Origin of the sequence: Burkholderia seminalis (assembly GCF_001718535.1) — a bacterium.
GTDB classification, from domain to species: domain Bacteria; phylum Pseudomonadota; class Gammaproteobacteria; order Burkholderiales; family Burkholderiaceae; genus Burkholderia; species Burkholderia seminalis.
Genome location: NZ_CP013400.1, coordinates 1,701,695 through 1,723,264 on the forward strand (window position 1 = coordinate 1,701,695; position 21,570 = coordinate 1,723,264).

The 21,570-nt window shown below is 68.3% G+C and carries 18 protein-coding genes; 9 read left to right on the forward strand and 9 right to left on the reverse strand.

The window, feature by feature from the left end:
• Positions 1–146: 146 nt before the first annotated feature.
• The 5 genes from WJ12_RS28320 to WJ12_RS28340 all read right to left on the reverse strand — a co-directional run bounded on the left by WJ12_RS28320 (position 147) and on the right by WJ12_RS28340 (position 5,076).
• Entirely contained in the window at positions 147–485 is a 339-nt protein-coding gene (locus WJ12_RS28320; protein WP_034191254.1) for a DMT family transporter, read from the reverse strand.
• Entirely contained in the window at positions 482–1,672 is a 1,191-nt protein-coding gene (locus WJ12_RS28325) for a hypothetical protein (protein WP_059556608.1), read from the reverse strand. Before WJ12_RS28325 ends, WJ12_RS28320 begins: the two co-directional genes overlap by 4 nt.
• A 15-nt stretch (positions 1,673–1,687) precedes the next feature.
• Entirely contained in the window at positions 1,688–3,127 is a 1,440-nt protein-coding gene (locus WJ12_RS28330) for a UbiA family prenyltransferase (RefSeq protein WP_069246047.1), read from the reverse strand.
• A gap of 516 nt (positions 3,128–3,643) precedes the next feature.
• The gene (locus WJ12_RS28335; protein WP_059556609.1) at positions 3,644–4,078 is read right to left on the reverse strand and encodes a hypothetical protein; all 435 of its coding nucleotides are present in this window, start codon (positions 4,076–4,078) and stop codon (positions 3,644–3,646) included.
• A gap of 83 nt (positions 4,079–4,161) precedes the next feature.
• On the reverse strand, positions 4,162–5,076 hold the full coding sequence (locus tag WJ12_RS28340) for a LysR family transcriptional regulator (RefSeq protein ID WP_082744619.1): 915 nt from the start codon (positions 5,074–5,076) through the stop codon (positions 4,162–4,164).
• A 95-nt stretch (positions 5,077–5,171) separates the two neighbouring features.
• Between WJ12_RS28340 and WJ12_RS28345 the strand changes: the two genes are divergently transcribed.
• A complete protein-coding gene (locus WJ12_RS28345; protein ID WP_034191250.1) occupies positions 5,172–5,615 on the forward strand; it encodes a GlcG/HbpS family heme-binding protein in 444 nt (147 codons plus the stop codon).
• Positions 5,616–5,619: 4 nt separating this feature from the next.
• A complete protein-coding gene (locus tag WJ12_RS28350; RefSeq protein ID WP_059556611.1) occupies positions 5,620–6,396 on the forward strand; it encodes an SDR family oxidoreductase in 777 nt (258 codons plus the stop codon).
• A 45-nt stretch (positions 6,397–6,441) separates the two neighbouring features.
• On the opposite strand, the gene WJ12_RS28355 is transcribed toward WJ12_RS28350, so the two are convergent.
• Genes WJ12_RS28355 through WJ12_RS28370 form a run of 4 tightly spaced genes read right to left on the reverse strand, consistent with a single transcriptional unit; the run spans position 6,442 to position 14,954 of the window.
• Positions 6,442–10,629, reverse strand: a complete 4,188-nt coding sequence (locus WJ12_RS28355; protein ID WP_069245940.1) for a bifunctional nitrate reductase/sulfite reductase flavoprotein subunit alpha — start codon at positions 10,627–10,629, stop codon at positions 6,442–6,444.
• Positions 10,630–10,645: 16 nt separating this feature from the next.
• The gene (nirD, locus tag WJ12_RS28360) at positions 10,646–10,990 is read right to left on the reverse strand and encodes a nitrite reductase small subunit NirD (protein ID WP_034191247.1); all 345 of its coding nucleotides are present in this window, start codon (positions 10,988–10,990) and stop codon (positions 10,646–10,648) included.
• A 31-nt stretch (positions 10,991–11,021) separates the two neighbouring features.
• A complete protein-coding gene (gene nirB, locus WJ12_RS28365; RefSeq protein WP_059556613.1) occupies positions 11,022–13,607 on the reverse strand; it encodes a nitrite reductase large subunit NirB in 2,586 nt (861 codons plus the stop codon).
• 21 nt (positions 13,608–13,628) lie between these two features.
• Complete coding sequence (locus WJ12_RS28370) at positions 13,629–14,954, reverse strand: MFS transporter (protein WP_059556614.1); 1,326 nt, start codon at positions 14,952–14,954, stop codon at positions 13,629–13,631.
• Between the two features lie 608 nt (positions 14,955–15,562).
• Here WJ12_RS28370 and cobA point away from each other — a divergent pair.
• The 7 genes from cobA to WJ12_RS28405 all read left to right on the forward strand — a co-directional run bounded on the left by cobA (position 15,563) and on the right by WJ12_RS28405 (position 21,525).
• Entirely contained in the window at positions 15,563–16,324 is a 762-nt protein-coding gene (gene cobA, locus WJ12_RS28375; protein WP_049030155.1) for a uroporphyrinogen-III C-methyltransferase, read from the forward strand.
• Positions 16,325–16,444: 120 nt separating this feature from the next.
• Positions 16,445–17,041, forward strand: coding sequence for an ANTAR domain-containing response regulator (locus tag WJ12_RS28380; protein ID WP_034191244.1), 597 nt, complete (start codon positions 16,445–16,447; stop codon positions 17,039–17,041).
• 5 nt (positions 17,042–17,046) lie between these two features.
• Positions 17,047–18,099: a CmpA/NrtA family ABC transporter substrate-binding protein gene (locus WJ12_RS28385; protein WP_034191243.1), complete on the forward strand. Its 1,053-nt coding sequence runs from the start codon at positions 17,047–17,049 to the stop codon at positions 18,097–18,099.
• A gap of 124 nt (positions 18,100–18,223) precedes the next feature.
• Positions 18,224–18,823, forward strand: a complete 600-nt coding sequence (locus WJ12_RS28390) for a uracil-DNA glycosylase family protein (protein ID WP_059556615.1) — start codon at positions 18,224–18,226, stop codon at positions 18,821–18,823.
• Between the two features lie 61 nt (positions 18,824–18,884).
• Entirely contained in the window at positions 18,885–19,667 is a 783-nt protein-coding gene (locus tag WJ12_RS28395; protein ID WP_059556616.1) for a YkgJ family cysteine cluster protein, read from the forward strand.
• Positions 19,668–19,758: 91 nt separating this feature from the next.
• On the forward strand, positions 19,759–20,700 hold the full coding sequence (locus tag WJ12_RS28400; protein ID WP_059556617.1) for a helix-turn-helix transcriptional regulator: 942 nt from the start codon (positions 19,759–19,761) through the stop codon (positions 20,698–20,700).
• Positions 20,701–20,826: 126 nt separating this feature from the next.
• On the forward strand, positions 20,827–21,525 hold the full coding sequence (locus WJ12_RS28405) for a fumarylacetoacetate hydrolase family protein (protein ID WP_046548002.1): 699 nt from the start codon (positions 20,827–20,829) through the stop codon (positions 21,523–21,525).
• Positions 21,526–21,570 lie beyond the last annotated feature (45 nt).

Genomic DNA, 21,570 nt, shown 5'->3' on the forward strand with positions numbered 1-21,570 from the left:
TGGGCGCTGCTGAAACGGGGCCGGGTCATCTGACGTGCCGCCCGTCGCTTGAAAGGTTGCAATCCCGGCTTCGACGATTGGCCGGTGATGCAGTCTGGACCACGTGGCGACAACGGTGGTACCCCGAACGCCAGGCCATTTATGATTTACGCGTAACGCGTGACCATCCAGACACCGATCAGGATGACCAGTGCACCGACTGCCTGCATCGGTCGCAACAGATGCTCATGCAGCGCCGTGAACCCCAGCACGACGAGCATCGAGATCGCAACCATGGTCGGATACGCAACGCCGAGCGAAGTCTTGCGCAGAGCGACCGCGTAGAGCACGAACCCGATACCATAAGCCCCTACCGCCGCGCCGCGCACCATCCACGGCAATACGCTCGACTCGCCAAGCGCAATCCCCTTGAGCGCCGCCACTCTGAGCAGCAGGCTGGCCAGCCCGCCGAAAGCACCACTCGCGATCACAATCAGCCAATTCATCTCGCGACCTCCGTCACCGTGGCAACGTCGGGCCGACGACCGGACCGGACACGAACGCCGTCCGGCTCGCCGGCGCCCCCGCCAAAGATCGCATTGAACCGATTCGCGCCATGGAGAGCGATCAACACGATCGCAGGAAAGACGACCGAGAAGTTTCGCGCCTCGTCCCGATAACCGAAAAAGCAGAACAGCAGCAGCACCGGAAGGAACGCCGCAAGGAAGTAAGCTCGATAACGTGCGGGCGTCGCTCGCCAAGCCGCCCGGAAGAACACCGCAAGCGGCACGAGCATCAACGGGTTTTCCAGGCTCGGCGTAAAAATTCCCTTGCCGACGAGGTTATAGAACGACAAATAGGACACCGGATTCAGCCAGAACTTAAGGTTGTCCCATATATGATATTCAACGAAGCCGCCCGCGTTCCCGCCATAACCGCTCATGACGAAATGCCGGGTCACCGCGCAAATGCCCAATTGCACAACCAGCCATGCAACGCGCCTCGACAACGCGACGTCGCGTTCATGCAGGAAGAAAAATGCGAGCGGAACCAGGAAGAACGTCTCCTTGTTCAGCGAGAAAACGGCAATCGTCAGCGTGCAAGCCAGCAGGCGCTTCGTCAATACGAAGTAGCACGCCGCCAGCACACCCAGGAGTTCGAAGAAATCGTAGTAGTAGCCGCCCTGCTGAAATGTGAGCGGGTAAACGAAACTGAACGCCGCCAGAAATCCGACGGAATGCCCGAAGCTCAACCCATGCAGCCGGGCCAGCCTGTACACCATCCACAGCGCCAGCAGCGTCGACAGTACGATCGCAATGTAGGTCAGGTGATAGACAAGCGCCACGACCGGTGTCCAATACTTGTCCGGCACGTTCGTGAAATAGGCGTTGCGCAGCGAATCATGGCGGATGATCGATTTGAACAGCTTGTCCTGCCTGGCTTGCCCGAGGCGTTCGACCATCCATTTCGCGGCTTTCGGAAATGATGAACGATAGACAAAGGGTTTCGGCGCATCGCCGTTCATCATTCCCACGAGACTGTAGCTCGTTGCAAAATCGCCTTTCTGATCGTCACGGAACCCCCACTTCAACAACATGCTGTTGGTGATGTTACCGGCGCACACGAAGAGCAACACGTAGACGATGGCGAAGCGGCAGAATGCCCGCACGCGGTTTCGGTTCATTTCCGTCATAGGGATCCGCGCTACTTACAGCACGCGCAGAAAGTGAGCAGCCAGCACGAGCGCCACCATGACGCAAAGCATGCCGAGACTACCCCGGTTTTCGAGAATATGGACGATTGGATCGTCGTGCATCGCGCCACGCACCGTTGCGATCCAAAGTCGGCCGAACAAGTAGATCAGGCCGATCTGAACGAACCAGAGCAGATGGGGAATCGTGTAACGGGCGGCCGTTTCAGGCGCATTGATAAACAAGCCGAACACGACCACCGCGGCAAGCGACGCGCCGATCCCGAACGGCCAGAGTACTTCGAGATCACTTACACGATAGTCACGGCCCGCCGATACGGGTTTTCCGTTCTGGCGGAGGAACACCAGTTCCGAGCAACGCTTCACGAGCGCCAGGCTGAGAAAGGCAAACACGGAAAACGCGAGAAGCCAGCGGCTGACCTGGATTTCAGCTGCAACCGCTCCCGCGACGATCCGGTGCGTATACAGCAGCGACAACGCCACCACATCGAGCAGCACGACGGATTTCAGGCTCCAGCTGTATGCGGTCGTCAATATCAGATACAGCACGAACATTCCCGCAAACTCGGACGACACCGCGAATGCCAATGCAAGCGCGATCACGAGCAGTAGCGCGGCACCCCCGATACCTTGGGCGATCGACAACGTGCCGTTCGCGAACGCGCGATTGCGCTTGCGCGGATGGCGCCGGTCGTTGTCCAGATCCCACAGATCGTTGGCAATGTACGTTGCGGATGCCCCCAGTGACATCGACAGAAACGCGAGCACGAGCGTGGCAACCTTGGCGACGTCAAAGAATGCAAAGGCCGTCAACAGCGGGACGAACAGCAGCAGGTTCTTCAACCATTGATGGACTCGCAACGCCTTGCACCAGGTCAGGAACCCGACAGGCTCGTTCGGAAACTCGCGTTCGACTGGAATGTTGCTCCGGACGTCCGCGGCAATACCGGGGGCGACGCCCGCCAGAATGGCGCCCTTCGCATTCGCCCAGATCGGGATGTCGGCCTTGCTGTCTCCGGCGTAGACGAAATCGTCGCCGACTTGTTGACGAATGCCGGCAAGCTTCGTCTCGCTTTTCAGGTTCGTATCGCCATGGGTTGCAATGACGAGGTCGAACAAACCGAGATGAGCATCCACCTGCTCGGCAATCGAACGATGGGCCGCCGTTGCCAGCACGATCTTGCGACCACTTTTACGCTCGTGGGCCAGATAATCGACAAGCGACTCGCGGTAGGGAAGCGTCTCGGCCCGAAAACCAACCTGTTCCGCGACCTTGCCCTTGAATGCAGCGCGGCCGCCCACGAGCCAGAAAGGCAATTTCAGCAGGTTTGCAGGTTGATGCTTGACGACGCGTATCACGGATTCCATCAAGGTATCCGACGTCGTCAGCGTGCCGTCGAGATCGACGACAAGCGGCAATTTTCTGGTCTCTCGCATCATGTGTGATTCATTTCCGTTTGACATCGACGCCAAACTGGTCAATCCGTTCCTTGCGCCAAATTTATCGGTAGAAAGCGATATCGGCGTTCTTTTTTATTTACACCAGCCCCGACTTCATTGTGAATACTTTTCAAATCGCGGGATCTTACCAGAAAACGGGGTCCGATAAGCCGAACCCGCAACAATACGACCACTTTTGTCCCGTGTCGCCCTTGTCCGCATGATCGCGTCAACTACAGACGCCCCCACTCACGATAACGTGACGGGCGGCAGGCAGCCATTTCTATTATTTTTTAAAGAATGTCACCAAATGGCGACTCTCTCCAAAACATTCCACGTTATTCCGTCACTCTCAATGCGCAATGCATTTACGAAGACACATAATCCCCCGGCTCCCTCCAGGACAAAATCGAAAGGCACTCGCCTCAATTCTGTTCCGGCCATTTCCCGGCTGAATTTCGACACGGTCGATACCGGACGATATCGCCGAACCACGACACGCCGGATCACGCTTCACCTCCCCCGCTCACGCTCCCCCAACGCGATTGCCTTGTAGTCGTAAGTCGGATAGAACTCCGTCCGATAGGCGCCCCACGCCGTATCCTCGAGCACGCGATTGACCTCGCGCAGCCGCGACGCCGGCAGCCGCAGCACGACGATCTGCCCGATCCCCATTGTCACGGTCCAGCTCACCACTTCGACGCCCGGCGGCGGAAACGCCTTGTAGAACCCCTGCTTCGCGAGTTGCGCATTCAGCTCGGCGAGCGGGCGCGCCTGGTCGTGTTTCAGGAAAACCGTCAGGAGTATCGCGTTATCCGGCGTCGCAGCGGCCGAGCCCGCCGGCACGGTCGACGTCTGGCCGACGGCCGGCGCGCTACCGGTCGCGGCACCGGCCAGCGCTGCGGCGATCACAAGGGTTCGAATCGGGAAATACCGGGCTGCCGTCATGACGCGACTCCGTGGCTTCGTGGCTGGAGCCGCCATCATGCGCCGCCTCGGCCAGCGCTGCAGTCAGCCGGCCGCTGCGGCGATCACGCCGCGTCCGCGCCGTCGCGCTCGCGCAACACGTCGATGAGCGCGCGCAGCTTGGCCGGCACGTGCTTGCGATTCACGTAGTACAGCCACATCGGCGGCAGTGTGCGGCACACGCCCGGCAGCACCTCGACGAGCGAGCCATCAAGCAGATCCTGCTCGATGCGCTCGCGCATGAACGCGAATGCAACGCCGACACCCGCGCGCGCCGCATCGATCACCGCGTCGGCATCGTTCGTCACGAACACGCCGTCCGGATCGAGGTCGACGTCGCGCGGCCCGTCTTGCAGCAGCCATTTGTGCAGGCGTCCGCTTTCCGAGAAACGGAACCGGATGCACGCATGACGCCCGAGTGCCGCAATCGACGCCGGCACGCCATGCCGTGCCAGATAACCGGGCGACGCGACCAACGCACACGTCAGCGCCGGCGCGATGCGCACGCCGATCATGCCCGGCTGCAACCGGTCGGCCAGCCGGATTCCCGCATCGAACCCGTCCTTCGCGATGTCGACCAGTTCGTTCTCGTAGCGGATCTCGAGCCGGACTTTCGGAAAACGCTCGCGAAACGTGGCGAGTACGGGCGCGATCACGAGCGAGCGCGCCAGCGGCAGCGCGGTCACGCGCAACACGCCGCTCGGCTCGCTGCGCGCATCCTTCAGCTCGTCGCGCGCCTGCATGACCTGCCGGTACGCGGGCTCCGTCTGCCGCCAGTAGCGCTGCCCGGCTTCCGTCAGGCTGACGCCGCGGGTGCTGCGGTTGAACAGCTTCACGTTCAGCTCGCCCTCGAGCTGCCCGATCGCGAGACTGACGGCAGCCGGCGTCAAGCCGAGCGCGGCGGCGGCCCGCGTGAAGTTGCCGGCCGTCGCGACGGTCATGAACACGTGCAGCCCGGCCATCGGATCGCGTCTGCCCATCATTAGAAAAACTTGAAACTCTTTCGAGCGGAATGCGGATTCTCCCATATACCGCAACTGCCTACACTGACGCTGTCGTCTCACCGGAGCTTCGCATGTCACCCGTTACCGCCGCGCTGCCGCTCGCAGCCGCCCGTCGCGCGATCGATGCGGCCCTCGCGCACGCCGCGTCGCTGCAGGTCGACGGCGTCGCCATCGCCATCGTCGATGCCGGTGCAAACCTGCTCGCCTTCGTGCGCACCGACGATTGCTTCCTCGGCGCGATCGATCTCGCGCAGCGCAAGGCGCTGACGGCAGTCCGCTTCCGTGCGTCGACCGATGCGCTCGGCGCGATGTCGGGCGACGGTCCGCTGCACGGCATCGAGCACAGTCACGGCGGGCTCGTCACGTTCGGCGGCGGCGAACCGCTGATCGACGGCAACGGGCGCTGCGTCGGCGCGATCGGCGTCTCGGGCGGCAGCGTCGATGAAGACACCGCGATCGCGCGACACGGCCGCGACCGCTTTCCGGCAACGCTCCACCTCCCAACCACAGGGTAAGCCCATGACACAGAAGCGCATCCTCATCACCGGCGCAGGCACCGGGTTCGGCCGCGAGGTCGCCTTACGGCTCGCCGCGCGCGGTCACGACGTGACGGCCGGCGTTCGCGTCACCGCCGAAATCGACGCACTGACGGCCGCCGCCACGCAACGCGGCGCCGCGTTGCGCGCGATCAAGCTCGACGTCACGTCGGCGCACGATCGCGCCCGCGCGGCGGAACTCGACATCGACGTGCTCGTAAACAACGCGGGCGTCGGCGAGGCCGGTGCGCTCGTCGACCTGCCGGTCGAGATCGTCCGCGAGCTGTTCGACGTGAACGTGTTCGGTCCGCTCGAACTCACGCAGCAGATCGCGCGCGGCATGCTCGCGCGCGGGCACGGCAAGATCGTGTTCGTGTCGTCGATCGCGGGCCTGATCACGGGGCCGTTCACGGGTGCGTATTGCGCGTCGAAGCACGCGGTCGAAGCGGTGGCCGAGGCGATGCAGGCGGAACTGGCGCCGCACGGGATCCGCGTCGCGGTCGTGAACCCCGGCCCGTACCGCACGGGCTTCAACGACCGGATGATGGAAACGACGCGGCGCTGGCGCGATCCCGCCGTGCATACCGTGACGCCCGAGCGGCTGACGTTCCCGCTCGAACAGCACGACCCGGAGGAAATGATCGCGAAGATGGTCGACGTGATCGACAGCGACGGCGGCGCGTTCCGCAACCTGCTGCCGGAATCGTCGGAAGCATTCGTACGCGCCGAACAGGCGCGCGCATGGGAACGGCAGCAATGACGAGCCGGGCGGCAGGCGCCGGACGGCGCGCCGCCGCTCGCGCGGTCAGTACACGTCGCGCATGTAGCGCCGAGCCTTCGCGAGCCGCGCGACATAGTCGTTCGCGGCTTCGTCCGACATCCCGCCGTGCTCGGCAACGACGGCCTTCAGCGCCGCATCGACGTCCCTGGCCATCCGCGCGGCGTCGCCGCACACGTAGAAGTGCGCGCCTTCCTCCAGCCACGCGAACAACTCGGCGCCCTGCTCGCGCATCCGGTCCTGCACGTAGATCTTGTCGGCCTGGTCGCGCGAGAACGCGAGATCGAGCCGCGTCAGGAAGCCGCTGTCGTGCATCGCACCGAGTTCGTCGCCGTAGTAGAAGTCGGTCTGCGCGTGCTGCTCGCCGAAGAACAGCCAGTTGCGCCCGCGCGCGCCGCGCGCCTGCCGCTCGTGCAGGAACCCGCGGAACGGGGCGACGCCGGTGCCGGGGCCGACCATCACGATCGGCACGTCGCCGTTCACCGGCGGCCGGAAATGCGCGGACTTCTGCACGAACACCGGCACGCGTCCATCGTCCGCGCGATCGGCGAGGAACGTCGACGCGACGCCTTTGCGTGCGCGACGGCCGTTGTGATAACGCACGGCCGACACGGTCAGGTGAATCTCGCCCCGGTGCGCGCTCGGGCTCGACGCGATCGAATAGAGGCGCGGCTGCATGCGCTTGAGCATGCCGACCAGCTCCGTGCCCGACAGATCGACCGGAAACGCGTGCAGCACGTCCGCGAGCTGCTGCCCCCACAGCCATTGCTTCAGGTCGCCCTTGCGATCGTCGCCGAGCAACGCCTTCAGCGCACCGTTCGCGCTGCGCGACGCGATGAACGCGAGCGTATCCGGATGCGGACGCGTGATGTCGAAGTGGCGCGCGAGCGCGTCGCCGAGGCGGATCTCGCCGACGCCCGCCACCGACACCGGCGCATCGGCCTTCAGCGCGGTCACCGACAGCAGTTCGTCGACCAGTTCCGGGCAGTTGGTCGGCCACACGCCGAGCGCATCGCCGGTTTCGTATTCGAGGTTCGCGCCGTCGGTCGACAGCGACACGTAGCGCGTGTCCTTCACGGCGCCCGGGCGATTGAGCCGCACATTCGCGACGAGCTTCGACGGCGCCGGCTGCGCCTTCGTCGGCAGCAGCCCCGGCGGGCTCATCCCGCCGGACGGCACCGCGTGCAGCGCCGCGTCGGCCTCCTTGATCCGCGCGACGACGCGTTCGAGCCACTGGTCGGCATCGTGCTGGAATTCGACGTCGCAATCGACGCGCGCGCACAGGCGCGCCGCGCCGAGTTCCGCGAGCCGCGCGTCGAGGCGGCGGCCGTGGCCGCAGAACTGGTCGTAGTTGCGGTCGCCGAACGCGAGTACCGCGAAATGCACGCCGTCGAGCCGTGCCGCGCTGCCGGCCCGCAGCGCGTCCCAGAACTCGCTGCCGTTGTCGGGTGCGTCGCCGTCGCCGAACGTGCTCGTCATCAGCAGCACGTATTGCGCACCGGCAAGCGACGCGACCGGATAGTCGGACATGCACGCGCTGCGGATCTCGAAGCCCGCGTTCATCAACCGCGTCGCGTAGTCGTCGGTCAGCGATTCGATGTTGCCGGTCTGCGACGCCCACAGCAGCACGACCTTCGGTCGCGTGCGCACGATCCGCACGCCGCCGGATGCGGCGGTCTCGGCCGGCAGCGCGGCGGTGTCGGCAACCTGCGCATGCGCAGGCAGCGAGCGGCTGAACAGGCCCGCGAGCATCCCGTCGAGCCAGAGCCGCACCGGCGGCGTCAACGGCGCGGCGGCCGGCAGCACCGGCACACCGCCCTCGCGCCGGCCGGCGCTGGCCTTCAGCCCGCTGACGAGGCCCGCCACATACAGCCGTTCGGTATCGGTCAACGGCGGCGGCGCGAGATCGGCGACGCCGAGCGCGGCCGCGAAAGTGTCGATGTCTGCCATGTCGGATTCCTGTGAAGCAGCAGCCTGCACCGGCGCCGGCGCGGGCCCCGCGTCGTCGGCGCATGCATCGGGTTGCGCCGCGTCGTCATCGGCGGACGCGAACGCATCCGTGTCGACGCGCCGCAGCGCGACCGCGCAATATTTCAGTTCGGGTTGCTGCGATTCCGGATCGATCGCGTCGTTCGTCACCGCGTTGACGCACAGGTCGTCGCCGTACACGTCGTTCCAGTGCATGGGCGCGAAGCAGTTGCCGCGCCGCACGCGTTCGGTCACGACGGCCGGCAGCACCGCGCGGCCGCGCGCCGAACGGATTTCAACGCCGTCCTTCGCCGCAATGCCGAGCGCGCGCGCATCGTCCGGGTGCAGCTCGACGAACGGGCGCGGGTTGAGCTTGTTCAGCATCGCGACCTTGCCCGTCTTCGTCATCGTGTGCCACTGATGCTGCAGCCGCCCGGTGTTCAGCACGATCGGGAACGTGTCGTCGGGCAGTTCGGCCGGGTCGACGTGCGGCCGCGCGAAGAAGCGCGCCTTGCCCGACGGTGTCGGGAATGCGATGCGCGGCGCATCGCCGCCGTCGGCGGCCGTGCGCGGCGTCTGGCTCACGCCGTCGTTCAGGTAGCGGACCGGATGCCGCTCGCGCGCGGTGCCCGGCGCGACCGGCCATTGCACCGGGCCGTCGCGCAGCGCCGCATGGCTCGCGCCGCGCAGGTCGTAACCGGTCGCCGGATTCGAGAAGCGCACGATCTCGTCGAACACGTCGGCCGCCGACGCATAGTCGAAGGCCTCGCCGAAGCCCATCGCACGCGCGACTTCCGCGACGATGCGCCAGTCGGGCAGCGCGTCGCCGGGCGGCGCGACCGCCGCGCGCATCAGCGTCATGTTGCGCTCGGAGTTGACCATCACGCCGTCGCCCTCGGCCCACAGCGCGCCGGGCAGCAGGATGTCCGCGTAGCGGTTGGTCTCGGTGTCGAGGAACGCGTCCTGCGCGATCACGAGCTCCGCGGCCTGCAGACCGGCGATCACGTTCCGCCGGTTCGGCACGGTCGCGACCGGGTTCGTGCAAACGATCCAGCACGCCTTGATGTCGCCGGCCGCCATCCGTTCGAACAGGTCGACCGTGCCCTTGCCGGCGTCCTTGCGCAGCGTGCCGGCGGGCACGCGCCACAGGTGCTCGACGAAGCGGCGGTCGTCGTCGGACAGCACCGAGCGCTGGCCCGGCAAGCCCGGCCCCATGTAGCCCATCTCGCGCCCGCCCATCGCGTTCGGCTGACCGGTCAGCGAGAACGGCCCGCTGCCGGCGCGGCAAATCCTGCCGGTTGCCAGATGCAGGTTGCAGATCGCGTTGGTGTTCCACACGCCGTGCGTGCTCTGGTTGAGCCCCATCGTCCAGCAGCTCATCCATTCCTGCGCATCGCCGATCCATTGCGCGGCCGTGCGCAGGTCGGCTTCCGCGAGCCCGGTGATCGCGGCCACGCGTTCGGGCGTGTAGTCGGCGAGAAACGCGGGCATCGCGTCCCAGCCTTCCGTGTATGCGTCGATGAACGCGGCATCGGTGCGGCCGTTCGCATGCAGCAGATGCAGCAGCCCGTTGGCGAGCGCGAGATCGGTGCCAGGCCGGATCTGCAGGAACAGGTCGGCCTTGTCGGCGGTGCCGGTGCGGCGCGGATCGACCACGATCAGCTTCGCGCCGGCCTTCACGCGGTCCATCATCCGCAGGAACAGGATCGGGTGGCAGTCGGCCATGTTCGCGCCGATCACGAAAAACAGGTTCGCGCGATCGAAGTCCTGGTACGACCCGGGCGGGCCGTCCGCGCCGAGCGACTGCTTGTAGCCGGTGCTCGCGCTCGCCATGCAGAGACGCGAGTTCGACTCGATGTTGTGGGTGCCGACGAAACCCTTCGCGAGCTTGTTGACGAGGTATTGCGCCTCGATCGACATCTGCCCCGACACGTAGAACGACAGCGCGTCGGGGCCGTGCGCATCGAGCACCGCGCGCAGCCGGCGCGCGGTTTCGGCGATCGCGTCGCGCGCCGGCAGCGGTACGAGGTCGTCCTCGCGCGCGCGGCGCACGAACGCGCGGTCGAGCCGTCCCGAGCGGCGCAGCGCCACGTGCGCCGACGATCCCTTCGTGCACAGCCGCCCGAAGTTGGCCGGATGGTCGGCGTCGCCGGAGACCTTGACGACTTCGCCGTCCTCGACGTGCAGCACCATTCCGCAGCCGACGCCGCAGTACGGGCACACGCTCTTGACGGGGGTGGCGGTCATGCGCGCTCCGGGACGGTCAGGCCGCGATCCATACGAAACCGTCCTCGACCCGCGACGGATACGCGTTCACCGACTGCTCGGGCGCCTCCAGGCATTCGCCGGTGCGCAGGTCGAAGTGCTGCTTGTACAGCGGCGACGCGACCACGATGCGCTCGCCGAGGCTGCCGATCAGCCCGCGCGACATCACGGCCGCCTGCGATACCGGATCGACGTTGTCGATCGCGAACACGCCGCCGTCGGCATGCGCGACGTGGAATACCGCGACCTGCGCGCCGTTGACGAGCGCGCACACGCCGGTGTTCGGCACGATGTCGTCGAGCGCGCACACGCGGGTCCAGGATGGCGAAAGACGATCGTTCATGACGGGCTCCTTGAAGTGATGCGGATATCGGTCAGGCGGTTGCCGGTTCGGTCGCGCTGTCGGCCACGACGGGAATCGGCACGCGCTTGCCGCCCGCCCGCTCGCCGGGTGTCGCGGGCCGGATCTGGCCGCGCGTCTCGACGAATTCGATGGTCGTGTCGGGCGCGTCGCTGTTCACGAAGTGGCGGAAACGCTTGCGCGTATCCGGATCGGTGACGGCCCGCTTCCATTCGCATTCGTAGGTGTCGACCACGTGCTGCATGTCGGCTTCGAGTTCGGCCGCGATCGCGAGCTTGTCGTGCACGACGACGTCGATCAGGTAGTCGAGACCGCCTTCGAGGTTGTCGCGCCACACGCTGGTGCGCTGCAGCCGGTCGGCGGTGCGCACGTAGAACATCAGGAAGCGGTCGACGTAGCGGACCAGCGTGTCGCGGTCGAGGTCGGACGCGAGCAGCTCCGCATGGCGCGGTTTCATCCCGCCGTTGCCGCACACGTACAGGTTCCAGCCCTTTTCGGTCGCGATGATGCCGACGTCCTTGCCCTGCGCTTCCGCGCATTCGCGCGTGCAGCCGGATACGCCGAACTTGATCTTGTGCGGCGCGCGCAACCCCTTGTAGCGGTGCTCGAGGTCGATCGCGAGACCGACCGAATCGCCGACGCCGTAGCGGCACCAGGTCGACCCGACGCACGATTTCACCGTGCGCAGCGCCTTGCCGTACGCGTGCCCCGACTCGAAGCCGGCCGCGATCAGCTCCTCCCAGATCGACGGCAACTGCTCGACGCGCGCGCCGAACAGGTCGACGCGCTGGCCGCCCGTGATCTTCGTATACAGGCCGTATTTCTTCGCGACCTGACCGACCGCGATCAGCCCTTCCGGCGTGACTTCGCCGCCCGGCATGCGCGGCACGACCGAGTACGTGCCGTCGCGCTGGATGTTCGCGAGGTAATAGTCGTTCGAATCCTGCAGCCCCGCGTGCGCCTTCTTGAGCACGAACTCGTTGAAGCACGATGCGAGAATGCCCGCCACGGCCGGCTTGCACACGTCGCAGCCGAGCCCGCGGCCGTGCTTCGCGAGCAGTTCGTCGAAGGTCGTGATGCGCTCGACGCGAATCAGGTGGAACAGCGCCTGACGCGAATACGGGAAGTGCTCGCACAGATGGTTGTCGACCGCGAGGCCCTGCTTCCGCATCTCGGCCTTCATGATCTGCGTGACGAGCGGCACGCAGCCGCCGCACGACGTGCCGGCGCCCGTGCACGTCTTCAGCGCGCCGAGGCTCGTCGCGCCGTCGGCGACCGCCGCGCAGATCTGCGACTTCGACACGTTGTTGCACGAGCAGATCTGCGCGGCCGCGGGCAGCGCGTCGACGCCGATCGCCGGCTTCGCCGCGCCGTCCGACGACGGCAGGATCAGGAATTCGGGCGACTCGGGCAGCTCGATGCGGTTCAGCATCATCTGCAGCAGCGTGCCGTACTCGGCCGCGTCGCCGACCATCACCGCGCCGTGCAGGAACTTGCCGCAGTCGGATACCACGAGCTTCTTGTAGACCTGGCGGCGCTCGTCCGCATACTGGTAGGTGCGGCTGCCGGCCGTCGTGCCGTGCGCGTCGCCGATGCTCGCGACGTCGACGCCCATCAGCTTCAGCTTCGTGCTCATGTCGGCGCCCGCGAACGCGGCTGCGGCCCCCGCGCCGACCTCGCCGCCAAGCTGCGTCGCGACCACGCGCGCCATGTCGTAGCCGGGCGCGACGAGGCCGTACACCATGCCGTTCCAGGCCGCGCATTCGCCGATCGCGTAGATGTCGGCGTCGCTCGTGCGGCACGCGTCGTCGATCGCGATGCCGCCGCGCGGGCCGGTGTCGAGCCCGCACGCACGGGCCAGTTCGTCGCGCGCACGGATGCCGGCCGAGAACACGATCATGTCGGCGTCGAGATGCGTGCCGTCGGCGAATGCCATCCGGTGCGCGCCGTCCTCGCCGTCGACGATTTCCAGCGTGTTCTTGCCCGTATGCACGGTCACGCCGAGCGCCTCGATCTTCGCGCGCAGCATCCGGCCGCCGCCGTCGTCGACCTGCACGGCCATCAGCCGCGGCGCGAATTCGACGACGTGGGTGTCGAGCCCCATGTCGCGCAGCGCCTTCGCGCATTCGAGGCCGAGCAGCCCGCCGCCGATCACGACGCCGCGCTTCGCGTGCGCGCCGCACGCCTGCATCGCCTCGAGATCCTCGATCGTCCGGTACACGAAGCAGCCTGCGCGATCGCGCCCCGGCACCGGCGGCACGAACGGGCGCGAGCCCGTGGCGAGCACGAGCTTGTCGTACGCGAGCGTTTCGCCCGACGCAAGCGTGACCGTATGCGCGGCGCGGTCGATCGACGCGACCTGCGCGTTCAGCCGCAGGTCGAACTGCGGATGACGCTCGAAGAAGCCCGGCTCGACCAGCGACAGGTCGTGCGCCGACTTGCCCGCGAAGAACTCGGACAGGTGCACGCGATCGTAGGCCGGGCGCGGCTCCTCGCCGAGCACGGTGACCTGCAGCGCGCCCGCCTCGCCCGCTTGCGCCGCGACGCATTCGAGGAACTTGTGGCCGACCATGCCGTGGCCGATGACGATGAGTTTCATGGTGAAGGTTCCTTCGCTCGATCAGTTCGCGGCGTTGGCGGCGGCCAGCGCGCGATCGCGCAGCTCGGCTTCGCGTGCCTTGTGTTCTTCGCTGAAGCGCACGGCCATCGCGCACAGCGCGGTCGCGGTCACGACGAGGCCGAGCAGGCTCAGCGTCTGCTGCACGTCACCCACGCCCTTCAGCAGGAAAGCCGCCGCCACCGCGCCGACGTTGCCGCCCGCGCCGACGATCCCCGCGACGCCGCCGAGCGCCTTGCGGTCGATGAACGGCACCAGCGCGTAGGTCGCGCCGCAGGCCATGTGCGTGAACAGGCCGAAGGCCAGCATCGCGACGAGTGCGACGCCGACGCTTTGCGCATGCGAGAACCAGATCAGCCCGAGCCCTTCGCCGACGATCAGCGCGCACAGCAGCGCCGCGCGCACGTCGAGGCTGCGGCGCGTGGCGATCTTGTCGGACAGCCAGCCGCCGAGCGCGCGGGCGAACAGCGCGAGCAGCCCGAACAGGCCGACCGCGAAACCGGCGTCCTTCAGCGACAGGCTGAAGTGATTGACGTAGTACAGCGCGGCGATGTTGTGGATGAATACCTCGACGCCGAAGCACGCACCGTAGGTGACGAACAGCATCCACACGCGATAGTTCGCGCAAGCGGCGACAAAGCTCGCCCAGCCGCCCTTCTTGCCGCTGTCGACCGTCACGCCTTCCTTGCGCAGCGCGATGATGTCGCCTTGCGGGCAGTCCTGCGTGAAACGCCAGTACGCCCAGGCCATCACGAGCATCGCGACGCCCGGCACGACCAGCGCGACGCGCCACGACGAATCCTCGCCGAGGCCGAGCATCAGGCCGGCGGCGACGAGCAGCGGCATCAGCGCCTGCGTCGCGCCGGCACCGGCGTTGCCCCAGCCCGCCGTCGTCGCGTTCGCGGTGCCGACGACGTTCGGCGCGAACATGACCGACGTGTGGTACTGCGTGATCACGAAGCCCGCGCCGATCGCACCGATGCCGAGCCGGCAGATCAGGAACGACAGATAGTCGTGCGTGAACGACACCGCGAACACGGGAATCGCGCCGAGCAGCAGCAGGCCGACATACACGCGGCGCGGGCCGAAGCGGTCGCACAACGGGCCGACGAGCAGCCGCACGGCGATCGTCGCAGCCACTGCGGCGATGTTGATGTTGGCGACCTGAGCCGCCGTCAGGTGAAATTCGCGTGCAATGAGCGGCATCAGCGGCGCGCACGCGAACCACGCGAAGAAACAGACGAAGAACGCCATCCACGTCATGTGGAACGCGCGCATCGGCGCGGTGCGGAAGCTGAAGAGATCGATACGGGTAGCTTTGTCGGTCATGTCATCCGCCAAACGAAAAACGGCGTCCTGCGCACCCGGTCTCGTCGAGACCCGATGCGTAGGACGCCGTTGCCCAAGAAGCCCGTTGCCGGGCGCGTCGGTAATCGGTACTGCGGACGAATCGCCGTTGATCCGCCCGAATTGGCTTACGCAAACGCCATGCCATGTTGCCGCCAATCGGGCCCGCAGCCCCGCCGTACAAGGCTCGCCGGCCGGCATGCGGCGCCCGGCGACGCGCGGCGGACGCTGCGCGGTGAGGCAGCGAGGCACAGATGTGGTGCGCTGCAGCACTGTCGCCGTGCGACATCGCGGTGCGCACACGTGGCGCGCGACGCACGCGATACGGCATGGCGGCTGCCCGCGCGCGGTGCGTGCCGGGCCGTGCACCGGTTGGCCCGGATATTGCTCGATCTCGTGCGCGACACCGGCAACGGCGCCGGTGGGCAGTTCCCGCAAACCCTTGCCCGCCCTTCGGGGCAGGCTCCCCCAGGACAACGGCGTCCCTCCCGTGCGCGGCACGGCGGATGCCGGTGCGTTTCGATCGCCCGCCGCCACCGCGCAGACCGTTATCGACCGCCGCACGCACGCATGCGGCAATGGAACACGACATGACGACTGGCAAAGTCACGCTGCTGGGCGCCGGCCCCGGCGATCCCGATCTCCTCACGTTGAAGGCCGTAAAGGCACTCGCCGCCGCCGACGTGCTGCTGCTCGACGACCTGGTCGCGCCCGGCATCGCCGAACTCGCGCCGCGGGCGCGCGTGATCCGCGTCGGCAAGCGCGGCGGCTGCCGCTCCACGCCGCAGGCATTCATCGAGAAGCTGATGCGCCGCTACGCGCTGCGCGGCGCGCACGTGGTGCGCGTGAAAGGCGGCGACGCGCTGCTGTTCGGCCGCGCCGGCGAAGAACTCGCGACACTGCGCGCCGCCGCGATTCCGGTCGAGATCGTCAGCGGCATCTCGTCGGGATTCGCGGCCGCCGCGAGCCTCGGCGTCTCGCTCACGCACCGCGCGCACTGCCAGGGCGTCACGTTCGTCACCGCGCACCGCCAGGATCACGGCGAACCCGACTGGGCGCGGCTCGCGGCGACCGGCACGACGCTCGCGATCTACATGGGGATGAGCCGCATCGACCGCATCGCGTCGGGCCTGCTCGCCGCGCTGCCGGCGTCGACGCCGGCAGCGGCCGTGCAATGGGCCGGCACGCCCGACGAACGCCGCTGGACCGGCACGCTCGGCACGCTTGCGCACGGCATCGACGCCGCGCGGCTCGGCAGCCCGGCCGTGATCCTCGTCGGCGGCGCGATCGGCGAAGCCGCCGCGCAGGATGCGGATGCCGCGGTCGGCACGGTGTTTTCGCGGGCCGCCTGACATGCGCGGCTTCGCACGGCTTCGGCCGCTCTCCGTTCCCGCCGCCAACGGCCACGCGCGCGGCCTGCATGCGTCGTTCGCGCGCGGCCCCGCGGCTTCACCGCTCCCGTCGCCTGCCTCATGAGTTCGCCTGCCCAGCCCCCCCGCCTGCGCGTGCTGCTCGTTACCGACACCGACAAGCCGATCGGCGAGCTCGGCGACGCGCTCGCGCGCCTCGGCTACGAGATGCTGAACGACGTCGCGACACCCGCGCGCCTGCCGGCAGCCGTCGAGGAGCAGCGCCCCGACGTCGTGATCATCGACACCGATTCGCCGTCGCGCGACACGCTCGAACAACTCGCGGTGATGCACACGACCGCGCCGCGCCCCGTGCTGATGTTCAGCCACGACGCCGACCAGGAACTGATCCGCGCGGCGGTCGGCGCGGGCGTCAGCGCGTATCTCGTCGAAGGCTTGTCGGCCGAGCGGCTCGCCCCGATTCTCGAAGTCGCGCTCGCGCGCTTCTCGCACGACGATGCGCTGCGCCGCCGGCTGGCCGACGTCGAGCGCGAACTCGCCGAACGCAAGCTGATCGACCGCGCGAAACGCGCGCTGATGGACCAGCGCAAGCTGTCCGAGCACGATGCGTACGCGGCGCTGCGCAAGCGCGCGATGGATCAGGGCCTGCGCATCGTCGACGTCGCGCGCCAACTGCTCGACGCCTCACCCCAGTCATGAGTGCCATGGATACCTCACCTCCCGCCGCGCCGGAACGCGCCCATCTTCGCCTCGGGTTCGTCGCGCTGAGCGACGCGGCCCCGCTGATCGTCGCGCAGCGCCTGAACCTCGGCGCGCGGCACGGCCTCACGCTCGAGCCGAGCCGCCAGCCGTCCTGGGCCGCCGTGCGCGACAAGCTGCTGAGCGGCGAACTCGACGCCGCGCATGCGCTGTACGGCCTCGTCACCGGGCTGCAGCTCGGCATCGGCGGCCCGCAGGCCGACATGGCCGCGCTGATGGTGCTGAACCGCAACGGCCAGGCGATCACGTTGTCGCGCGGCCTCGCCGACGCGTTCCGCGACACCGGCAGCCTGCGCGACACGTTCGCGACGCTCGGCCGCAAGCCGCTGCTCGCGCAGACGTTCCCGACCGGCACGCACGCGATGTGGCTGAACCACTGGCTCGCGTCGCACGGCGTCGATCCGCTGCGCGACGTGCGCAGCGTCGTGATCCCGCCGCCCGAGATGGTCGCCGCGCTCGCCGGCGGCGAGCTCGACGGCTTCTGTGCCGGCGAGCCATGGCACGCGGTGGCCGACGCATGCGGCGCGGGCCGCACCGTCGCGGTCACGAGCGAGATCTGGCCCGATCATCCGGAAAAGGTGCTGGCGGCACGGCGCGACTTCGTCGCGCTGTATCCGGCCACCGCGCGAGCGCTGATCCGCACGCTCGTCGATGCGTGTGCGTGGCTCGACAGCGCCGCGCATCGCCGCGAGGCCGCCGACTGGCTCGCGTCGCCCGACGCGCTCGGCGTGCCGGCCCGCTTGATCGCGCCGCGCCTGCTCGGCGACTACGGCGCCGGGCCGTTCGCCACGCCGCCGCTGCCGATCCGCTTCCACGACGGCGGTACCGTGAACCGGCCCGATCCGCTCGAAGGCCGCTGGTTCCTGTCCCAATACCGGCGCTGGGGGATGCTCGACGGCCCGCACGACGATGCGGCGATCGCCGCGGCAATCGCGCAGACCGCGTTGTATGATGCTGCAGTCGCCGAAGGCGGCGCATCGGGCCCGTCGCGCGCGTAATGCGGGCGCCTGAAGCCGAAGGCACGCTCCCGGGCCGCGCCACACCGCTCCGGGCCACCCGGCGGCGGCCGACAGGCACCGCCCGGGCGACACCGCATGACCACTCCGTCCCCGATCCGAATCGATGCCGAAACGTACGCGCGCGCCGCTCGACGTGCTGCTCACCGAAATCCGCGCGTGCCGTGCCTGCGAAGCCGACCTGCCGCTCGGCCCGCGCCCCGTCGTGCGCGCCCATCGCGACGCACGCATCCTGATCGTCGGGCAGGCGCCGGGCACACGCGTCCACGCGAGCGGCATCCCGTGGGACGACGCGAGCGGCAAGCGGCTGCGCGGCTGGCTCGACGTCGACGCCGACACCTTCTACGACGAAGCGCGCTTCGCGATCGTGCCGATGGGTTTCTGCTATCCGGGCCGCGGCGCGAGCGGCGACAACCCGCCGCGCCCGGAGTGCGCGCCGCTGTGGCTCGACCGGCTGCTGGCCGAACTGCCGTCGATCCGCCTGACGCTGCTGGTCGGCCAGTACGCGCAGCGGCATTTCCTGCGCGACACGCGCCAGGCGACGCTGACCGACACCGTGCATGCGTGGCGCGACTACGGCCCCGGCGTGGTGCCGCTGCCGCATCCGTCGCCGCGCAACCAGGCGTGGTTCAAGCACCACCCGTGGTTCGACGCCGAAGTCGTGCCCGAACTCCGCCGCCGCGTGGCACCGCTGCTCGGCCGATGAACGCAATCACCGGCGGCTTCGCCATGCCTCGCGTCCCGCCCGATGTCCCCGCCATCCCCTCATGAATACCACCTCGACCGACCTCGACTTTGCCTGCACCGGATGCGGCGCATGCTGCCGCGACCTGCGCATTCCGCTGACGCTCGACGAGGCGATCGCATGGCTGCAACGCGGCGGCCACGTGGAACTGCTGTGCGACGCGATGCCGTGGCCCGTCGAACCCGAGCCCGGCGACGCGTTCGCTGCCTACAAGCGCGCGCGTTCGACGCCCGCGACGAGCGGTTCGCTGCCCGTGCGCATCACGGCCGTGCTCACCGCGTCGCATGCCGGCCCGTGCCCGAACCTGCGCGACGACCTGCGCTGCGGGATCTACGACGAACGCCCGCTCGTGTGCCGGATCTATCCGGCCGAAGTCAATCCGTTCGTGCCGCTGATGCCCGGCGGCAAGCAATGCCCGCCCGACGCGTGGCAGCGCGCGCCGCTGGTCCGCGGCGGCATGCTCGTGGACGCGGCAACGCACGAGACCATCGCACGCTCGCGCGCGGCGAGCGAAGCCGAGACGCCGTTGCGCGCGCGGCTGTGCGCGGCGCTGGGCATCGACACCGCGGCCGTCGCCAACGAAGGCTTCATGGTTCATGCGCCGCCGGCCGCCGCGTTGCTCGCCGCGCTGACCGACCTGCGCACCCCGTTGCCGGCCGAAACCCGCGCCGCAATCGAATGGACGCTGGTGTCGAACCGCGCGCCCACGGTGGAAACGCTCGTGTCGGTCGGTGCATCGAGCATGCTCGCCGCCCGCGGCACGGAGCCGCACGCCCGCTATCTCGGCTTCCATCCGGACGCCTGATCGCCGCGCCGCCACGCGCCCGCACGTTCCGGCCGCGCCCGGTTCGCTGTACCATCGCGGCTCAACCGCGTCATCCACAGCAGAATCCCTCATGCCCTCCACCGCCCCGCCGCGCCTGTACGGGATGCCCGAACGCAGCGACCGGCTCGACTTCTACATCCGCGACCAGGCGTCGCGGCAGGCGATCACCGAGCCGCACCGGCACGCGTATTTCCAGATCCAGTTCAACCTCGGCGGCGACACCGAGCAACGGATCGGCGGCGTCACGCGGCCGTTTCCGCGCGGCGCGCTCGCGTTCGTGCTGCCGCACCGCGAGCACCTGATCCCGCATCCGGACGGCGCGCATTTCATCGTGATCAACTTCAGCCAGGCGTTCCTGCGCGCCGATCTCGACGTCGATCCGCTCGATCTCGAGGACGTGCCCGCACACCGCTTCCCCGAGCTGACGCCGTTCCGCTTCCAGGAGCATCTCGACTTCATCCTGACCGGCGACACGTTCGACGAGGCACGCCGCCTCGCGCTGTGCATGCTCGACACCGATCGCGTGCGCACGTTCGGCTCGACCACGTTGCTGCGCGGCTATCTGCTGCAGCTGATCGGGCTCGTCTGCACGCAGTATGCGGGTGCGCTCGACAAGCTCGCGCAGCGCGGCGCCCAGCGCGCGGGCCGGCGCGACGCGCTCGCGCGCGTGCTGCGGCACGTCCGCGCGAACCTGACCCGCGAGGACCTGACGCTCGCCGCGACCGCCGAGGCCGCGTTCCTGTCGCCGAACTATCTCGCGCACCTGATCCGCAAGGAAACCGGCAGCACGTTCACCGATCTCGTGACCGAGCGCCGGATCGCGCTCGCGCAATCGCTGCTGGCCCACACGAGCCGGCGCATCGCGGACATCGCGCGCTCGGTCGGCTTCCGCGACGAAGGGTATTTCGCGCGGCGCTTCCGGGCGCGCGTCGGCGTGTCGCCGAAGGCCTACCGCGACGCGAACGCCGCGCTCCCGGACGGCGACGATGCGCCGGCGGCCGCCGACACGTAGTTTTGTCCCGGTAAAACGCAGTTGCGTCGCATCCGGCCGCCCGCGCGTCGGGTATCGTTGCACGCATGCCGACCCGGGCGCCGCACGGGCACCGGTATCCGTCTTCCCACCGAACGAGGCCATCCGATGTCCGCCTATGTCATCGACGCCGCCGAGCGTCCTTCCGTCGAAGTCGACCAGTCGTCCGCGCGCTTTCCGGTGCGCCGCGTATTCTGCGTCGGCCGCAACTACGCCGACCATGCCCGCGAAATGGGCGCCGATCCCGACCGCGAACCGCCGTTCTTCTTCACGAAGCCGGCCGACGCGATCGTCCCGGCCAGCGGCACCGTCGCCTATCCGCCGCTGACGAACGACCTCCATCATGAAATCGAGCTGGTGGTCGCCATCGGCAAGGACGGCCGGTCGATCGACCCGGCCGACGCGCTGTCGCACGTCTGGGGCTACGGCGTCGGTGTCGACCTCACGCGCCGCGACCTGCAGGCCGAGGCGAAGAAGCTGAGCCGCCCGTGGGACTGGGCGAAGGGTTTCGACGCGTCGGGCCCCGTGACCGCCCTGCGCGCGGCGTCGGCCACCGGCCACCCGGCGACGGGCCGCATCTGGCTCGCCGTGAACGGCGACACGCGCCAGCAAGGCGATCTGGCCGACATGATCTGGGCCGTGCCCGACGTCATCGCCTACGTGTCGCGTTCGGTCGAGCTGAAGGCCGGCGACCTGATCTTCACCGGCACGCCGGCCGGCGTCGGCGCGCTGCAGCCGGGCGACCGCGTGACGGGCGGCGTCGACGGCGTCGCGACGTTCGAATTCGTGGTGGGCGCGAAGCCGTAATGCGGCACGCACGGCGGCCGCCCGTCCGGGCCGCCGTGCGGTATC